The organism is Pseudomonas sp., from assembly GCF_036387035.1.
GTDB lineage: Bacteria > Pseudomonadota > Gammaproteobacteria > Pseudomonadales > Pseudomonadaceae > Aquipseudomonas.
Genome location: NZ_DASVUM010000121.1, coordinates 23,276 through 29,911, shown reverse-complemented (window position 1 = coordinate 29,911; position 6,636 = coordinate 23,276). Strand labels below are relative to the sequence as shown.

Annotated in this window: 4 protein-coding genes and 2 rRNA genes; 2 read left to right on the top strand and 4 right to left on the bottom strand. The window is 57.3% G+C overall.

The annotated features are described in order from the left end of the window. Together rrf (VF672_RS11380) and rrf (VF672_RS11375) are read left to right on the top strand one after the other, a co-directional pair. Positions 1-94 (top strand): 5S ribosomal RNA (gene rrf / locus VF672_RS11380); the annotation flags it as partial. A gap of 107 nt (positions 95-201) precedes the next feature. Continuing rightward, a 5S ribosomal RNA gene (rrf, locus tag VF672_RS11375) occupies positions 202-317 on the top strand. A gap of 96 nt (positions 318-413) precedes the next feature. Here rrf (VF672_RS11375) and VF672_RS11370 read toward each other — a convergent pair. From VF672_RS11370 to VF672_RS11355, 4 genes are read right to left on the bottom strand one after another with little or no spacing between them, the layout of a single operon-like run. Next, positions 414-914 carry an SRPBCC family protein gene (locus tag VF672_RS11370; RefSeq protein ID WP_331104704.1) on the bottom strand — a complete coding sequence of 167 codons (501 nt, stop codon included), beginning with the start codon at positions 912-914 and terminating at the stop codon, positions 414-416. A 38-nt stretch (positions 915-952) separates the two neighbouring features. After that, positions 953-4,396 carry a non-ribosomal peptide synthetase gene (locus VF672_RS11365; protein WP_331104703.1) on the bottom strand — a complete coding sequence of 1,148 codons (3,444 nt, stop codon included), beginning with the start codon at positions 4,394-4,396 and terminating at the stop codon, positions 953-955. After that, entirely contained in the window at positions 4,393-5,337 is a 945-nt protein-coding gene (locus tag VF672_RS11360) for a diiron oxygenase (protein ID WP_331104702.1), read from the bottom strand. Before VF672_RS11360 ends, VF672_RS11365 begins: the two co-directional genes overlap by 4 nt. Before the next feature lie 49 nt (positions 5,338-5,386). Next, a complete protein-coding gene (locus VF672_RS11355; RefSeq protein ID WP_331104701.1) occupies positions 5,387-6,169 on the bottom strand; it encodes a DUF3050 domain-containing protein in 783 nt (260 codons plus the stop codon). Positions 6,170-6,636 lie beyond the last annotated feature (467 nt).

Below are 6,636 nucleotides of genomic sequence, written 5' to 3'. Positions count from 1 at the left end.
AACCACCTGATCCCATCCCGAACTCAGCAGTGAAACGATGTATCGCCGATGGTAGTGTGGGGTTTCCCCATGTGAGAGTAGGTCATCGTCAAGATTAAATTCCAAAACCCCATCTGCTAACGCAGATGGGGTTTTGTTTTTAGTGAAGGTTATACATTTTTGCTGGAACGTTACGATGGTGACGGATCAGCTACAGAATTTCTTGACGACCATAGAGTGCTGGAACCACCTGATCCCATCCCGAACTCAGCAGTGAAACGGTGCATCGCCGATGGTAGTGTGGGGTTTCCCCATGTGAGAGTAGGTCATCGTCAAGATTGAATTTCCAAAACCCCAGCCTGCTCACGCAGACTGGGGTTTTGTCGTTTAGTCCGCCAACAATGTAATGAAGCGGGTTAGCCACCCTCAGCGCGCTATTGCCCGAACAGTAACGGCACGTTGTTCATTGCCCCATCAGCAAATCCTTGCAGAAACGCCTTGAAGTCGTCGGCGCTCATCGAGTTGTCATTCATAGGCTCGGCAATGATGGTCCAGGTGGCGACGCAGCTGGCTTCGTCTCTTGGGACAACCGTCATTGAGGCCCACAGCCGGCTGACGCCAAGGTTGTTGTAAAGGGTTGTCCAGGTCATGAACATGGCGTCATCGTCGCGAGAGTTGAGCTGCTCGACAACCACGAGGCCACCTTCCTTGAATCTCTTGTAACGCACCGATCCCTGACCTGTACCGATCACTTCGATGCTCGCAAGCGCCGGAATGAATTGGGTGAAACCACCGAAATCGCCTACGACTTTCCATACCTCACTTGCCGGAGCTCCTACTGCAATCGCAGACACCACGGGCTCCCCAACGGGATTAGAGATGAGCGTGTCGGGGAAGAGTGAGGTAAGGGTTTTGAGTGATTGAATAGCGTTCATGTTGTTCTCCATAACTTAAGGGACTGGCGTTGGGTGTATCAGATGAAGGCAATGTCTTTCAGGTACGTGCAGCCTCTGCGCAACAGCGCCGGCGTTTTCGACGGGTAGCATTCACCCATGCGAATAACCCCCGCTAGGGCGTTCTGGTAGCCAATCATTGAGATGTCTCCGATGTCCTCCTCAAACCCGTCGAGGTAAAAGCCAAGCACGCCGAATAAAGCGTTCTTGCTGTCCACACGGGTCAGTTGGGTTTGCCACTCACTGACACTGACGAGTTCGAACTCACTGCCGGCCTCACGGAAAGCGCTGACGTAGCTGCTCCAGCTCAAGGGTTCTGGGTTGTGCAGGTTGAAGACTGCCTGTGCAGGCAGGTAACGACTGGCATGAAAACCGATGAACCGAGCGAGGAAGTCGACAGGCATCAAGTCGAACGTCATGGAGAAGTCCGGGACCTGGCCAAGCTGCATCGAGCCTTTGAGCATCAGCATCAAACGATTCTTGTGGGGCTGACAGACACCGGTGGTGCTGTTGAAGGCAATATTCCCGGGCCGATAGATGTTTACCCATGCGCCTTGCTCACGCGCTTGCTGCAAGATGCGCTCGGCGACCCACTTTGAGAGGTTGTAGCCGTTCTTGATATAGATCGGGGGAGTCTCTGCCGCGGGCGCCTCCAAGACACGACCGTCAGTCCCAACGGCGCTTGAAGCAGAGAGCGTCGACACGAAGTTGAACACCTTTTTGCTGCGTCCTTCGCACAGCTTCAGGCACTCGAAAATCGGTGCAACGTTATCCTTGGCCAGCGTCTCGTAGTCCTGGACGTGATTGACGTTGGCAGCGTTATGGACAAGCGCGCCAAACTCACGATCAAGGCGCTCGTACACCTCATTACTCAGGCCCAGCTGCGGCAGCGTGATGTCGGAGGCATAAACCCGGACCCGCGCAAGATCCAGATGCTCAAGACGATTCTCGGAGAGCGCCTGGACGAAGCGGTCTTGTGCCGTCAGCCCGCCGCCTTCGCGTACCAGGCAAGCCACCTCGGTTGCGCCCCATGCGAGCAGCGCTTCGACAATGTGCACACCGAGAAACCCGTTGGCGCCAGTGACGATGACCTTGTGCACGTCGCCAAGCCGCGTCACAGGGAGTGCCGACACCTCAAAGGGGGCCGTCGCGTCCTTGAACGCCTGCGGGCTGACGGTCCATGAGGTTGTGCCATCGCTATCAAGCAGTGAAGCCAGGTTGGTTAGCGTCGGCGCTTCGATAAAGCGATTGATTGGGATGCTGCGATCAAATCGTTCCCGTATCCCCAGCAGCATCTGCGACAGCAGAATCGAGTGGCCGCCCAAATTGAAAAAGCTCTCATCGGTCGAGATTTCACCAGGCGAAAGCTCGAGCAGGTCCGCCCACAGCGTAAGGAGCAGCCTTTCGTTTTCTGTTTCAGGCAGACGACGAGGGGCTTGCTCCAGCATGTTGAGCGGCAACTGCAGCAGCGCTTTGCGATCAACCTTGCCGTTGCTCGCAAAAGGCATGCTCGCCAATTCCGTGTAGGCTGTCGGCCGCATGTAGTCCGGCAACAGGCCTGCGACGTGCTCCTTGAGCGAATGCCGAGCGGCATCCGGTTCTACGCCGTGCGGTTGAGCGAGGAAGGCCAGGATGCGTCGCTGGTCGTCAATCACCACGGCAACTTGGCGGTACAGCTGGCTGTCGCGCAGGCAGTGCTCGATCTCCTCTGGCTCAACCCTGAACCCACGGATCTTCACTTGGTTGTCACGCCGCCCGGACAGCTCGATGCCTTCGCTGGTCCATTTGCCAATGTCGCCGGTTTTGTAGGCGCGCACGCGCTGGTCCTCACCTACTGCCACGTTCACATAGCGCTCATCGGTGAGTGCAGGGTTGTTGATGTAACCCAGGCACACGCCGGGCCCGACAATGTAGAGCTCGCCGGCCGTGTGGTCCGGCACTGGCTGCATGTCGTCGTCGAGAATCAGCACCCGGCTGTTAGCGATCGGGCGGCCCAGGTTGCGGTTGCTGACGCCGGATTTGAACTGGCCGGCGGTGATCAGCACCGTCGCCTCAGTTGGTCCGTACAGGTTGTGGAAGCGACATTGCGCGGAAAGGCGTTCAATCACATAGGGCTCGCACACATCCCCCCCCGTACTCAAGTGTTTGAATTTCAGCGGTCGGTCGATCGGCAGGATGCTCAACAAGGCCGGCGGCAGAAAGGCATGGCTAAGATTCTGATCCAGCAGCTCGAACAGTTGCAGGGGATCTCGACGCTGGTCATCGTTCGCCACGATGAGTTCAGCGCCGCTAAGCAGCGTCGGGAAGATGTCGATGATCGACGAATCAAAACTCAGCGTGGAGAATTGCAGCACTCTGCTGTGTTCGGACAGCTCGACATAGTGCGCGTACCACGCCGTGAAGTGGCTCAGGTTTCGCTGACTCAGCAACACGCCTTTGGGGTGCCCCGTTGTGCCGGACGTATACAGCGCCATGCACGGCGCATCGATATCCGGGCATGCGCGCATCAACGATTGCGGCGTCGGCGCAATCGCGATGTTGCTGATGTCCAGCCCCGGCACCACACCCCCCGCCAGTGGGTGGCGGCCGTCATGCAGCAGCAACGTGGCTTGCGCGTTTTCGAGGATGTATTGCTGACGCTGGAGAGGCTGGCTGGGGTCCAGCGGCAGGTACACTGCTCCGCTGTCCAAAATGGCGAGGATCCCGGCGAACAGTGCGGCGGATTTCGGCATGCAGATGCCAATCACCAACGGTCCAGCTGATGTATGCGGCAGCATGGCCTGTATCTGCGCCTGTATCGCGACGCTGTGCGCGCGCAGATGACCATAGCTGATGCGCTCGCCGTCGATATTCAGCGCAATGCGCTCGGCAAATTCGCAGAAGCTACGGTCCAGGCGTGCATTAAGCGTCTGCTGTGCAAGGCTCGATAAATCCGGCGCCGCGGTGAAATTGAAGCAGTGCTCGAAAGCCAGTTGGTCCAGCCGCTGAAGGCTTTCCTGACGTTCGCTTTGCGGTGGGTCGACGCGCTCGGCTCGCGCGAAGGATTCGGAATCACGCGAGAACCGGCTGACCAGCATCGCTACGTTGTCAACCACTACTCCGATTGCAGCATCGCGCAACACCCGTCCATTACCGGACGGCCCGGCAGTGATTGGATGGCGCCCGATCAGGCGCTGTGCCGAGGCCGTCCCGAGCCAGCACAATACTTCCAGATCAGGCAGTGCCCTCTCGCCCAGAGGCGTAAGACCCACGCGCAGGCCGAGATGAATCGCCTTGCCGAACCTCGTATGAGGCAGGTCAAGCGTGCCGTCATCAATGACGATTGACGGGTCTCTCAGCGCGCTCTGCTCCAACACAGTCCCATCGCGCAGGTGGCGAATCAGATGCCCGTGGGTATCCAGTTCGGCAGTCAACTCGCTCATGGCCTGACTGTGACCAATGAGCACAATCTCCAGGCGCTTCATTGCAAGCCCCCAGCCGGCAGATAGTCGCCAAGCGCGTGCCGGACGCACGGGGAGTCGAGCATTGAGCTGGTGGTGAAAAACCGCATGATGTTGGTCATGAGCGGATGGTGGCGATTGATCGGAAAGCACATCGCCTGTGTTTCCTGCTTAAGCGCCTGTCTGATCGTTTCGGCGACCGGCAAGCTGTCGATCAGAACGAAGTCAAAAGACTTCTGGATGTCATTGGTCAAATAGTAAGCAATGAACACCGGCAGAATCTCCGCGATCAGTTGCTTGTCCTGCTCAGGCGCCGCATGCCAATAGATCCTGACCAGACGCGACCAGAAACCGGAGTGCCTTCCTTCATCAAGCAGGTGGTCCGACATCAGGTCTTTCACGGACTGCTTTACCGTGTCGTCCTTGGCGAACGCGGCCACATCGTTGGTCACGGTGTTCTCCGCGATTGCCACGCAGATGAGCTCAACCGCGCTGCGCAGATGCTCTGGCGCTAAAGCCAGCGCCGCAGGAATAGCCCGACTGAGCTCGATTTCCTGTGGCAACGGGATTGGCTGGACGCCGGTCAGCGCGATGGTTTGCTGCATGAAGTCCATCGCCACCAAAGCGTGATAGTCCTCGTCAACGACCACGGTCATGGCGTCGTAGCGGCAGGCGAAGGGGAAGCGAATGGCAAAATTGTCTTTGGCAATGCTCCGCGCGGTCTTGTCGACGATTTCGGTTTCGAAAATCACCACGTCGTTGATGAACTTGTACAGGCTCTGCACCAGCGCCAGATCGCGCAGGTGTGGGCATTCACGGGTGAACGTCTCGCTCAGCACCAATGGCTGACGGCTGAGCGGATAAATCAGTTTGTTGTCGTTTTCGACGATGCGGCGCGGGCGTGTCCGAATCGTCGCACGGCCTTCCCAGGCATCGACGAAGGACAAGTAGTCTTCGGCTTTCATGATGGCGTCCTTGTATAGCGGGCTGGTCGGTTGCAAAGGCGTGGTGGGCTCATGCGCTGACCTCCCGTGCAGGCTCACGCATGGCCAGCTGCAGGGCGTCCCACAGCGCGATGCGGCTCTCGACCGCAGCGATGGCGGCGGTATACACCTCACGCTGGTGCTGTTCATTGCCCGCCACCAGTCTTGCCAGCAACGATTCCGCTGCCGGGCCGTGGTCTTCGGAGTCCACCTCAATATGGCGCTCCAGGTAGTAGCGGAAAGTCGGTGCCTTGTCGGCAGTGATGCCCCAGTCGTCGAGGATTCGCTGGAACATCTGTGGGATAACGCTTTCGCGACCGTGCAGGAAGGCCGCAGCTACGCAGTGCGCTGGCGCATTCAGGGCGACATCGAGCGTGTCCTGAACGAAGTACGTCGCCGCGCTGCCTGCGCCGACACTTTCGAGTGCGGTTTTATAGTGAATGCCTTCGCGCAACAGTTCGACGAAGCGCTCGATACGGCTAGTGCTTGCGCCGATCTCGCGCATGGCGTCCAGGTAGAGCTCGAAGTGGCTGTAGTGGCCGTGCTTCGCTCCCGGCCGATCATCCGATTCCTCGCCCAGCACGATTTCATTGATCAGCCGCGCGGCCTTTGGGTCTCTCGGCGGCAACCAGGGGAGCCGGGTACAGGTCAGCTCCTGCTGAAGCCGTTTAGTCAGGGACATGAAGTCCCATACCGCGAACACATGCACCTCCATGAACCGCTGCAGAGCGTGTAGCGAATCAATTGCGGAGAAGACAGGGTGTGCGCTTAGTTCTGATTTTTTCGCGATAAGTTGCTGTTCAAAGGTCTTCATTTTACGTCCTTGATAGAATCAATACTTTGCGGGCTCTTTTTAATGCACCGGTCATCGGTCTTCATAAGTTGCAAGTTGAAGTGCTAGGCAACGTCCATTCCGTTAACGACAGGCGATAAGAGCCGCGAAACTTGATGGGTTAAAGGCGAGCAATGGCGCAGGCCAGGTTTAGTCAGGATCAGGCACTGCATGCCTTTACCGACCAGCGGCTGCGAGCGAATGCCCTTAAACGCTGACGGCGAGAAAACGTTAGAACAGTTTCAAATGGTTTCGCAAATACTTTTTAATATAATTAACGGCTTATATAAATCGCGCGCGAGAAGGGCTGATAAAACTTTGCGATTAAGTTTTATTGAGGCGAGCGCAACCCCTCCGGCTAATTAGAGCCAGAATTGAAAGTAATGAACGAATACCTCGTTCAGCGTTGCGCTTTAACGGGCTAATACAGTTTTAGGGGTTTTTTAATG

What these genes read in the sequence shown, in the direction of transcription:
- VF672_RS11355 (WP_331104701.1), bottom strand. Translation starts at nt 6,169, where the DNA reads ATGAAGACCTTTGAACAGCAACTTATCGCGAAAAAATCAGAACTAAGC.
- VF672_RS11365 (WP_331104703.1), bottom strand. Translation starts at nt 4,396, where the DNA reads ATGAAGCGCCTGGAGATTGTGCTCATTGGTCACAGTCAGGCCATGAGC.
- VF672_RS11370 (WP_331104704.1), bottom strand. Translation starts at nt 914, where the DNA reads ATGAACGCTATTCAATCACTCAAAACCCTTACCTCACTCTTCCCCGAC.
- VF672_RS11360 (WP_331104702.1), bottom strand. Translation starts at nt 5,337, where the DNA reads ATGAAAGCCGAAGACTACTTGTCCTTCGTCGATGCCTGGGAAGGCCGT.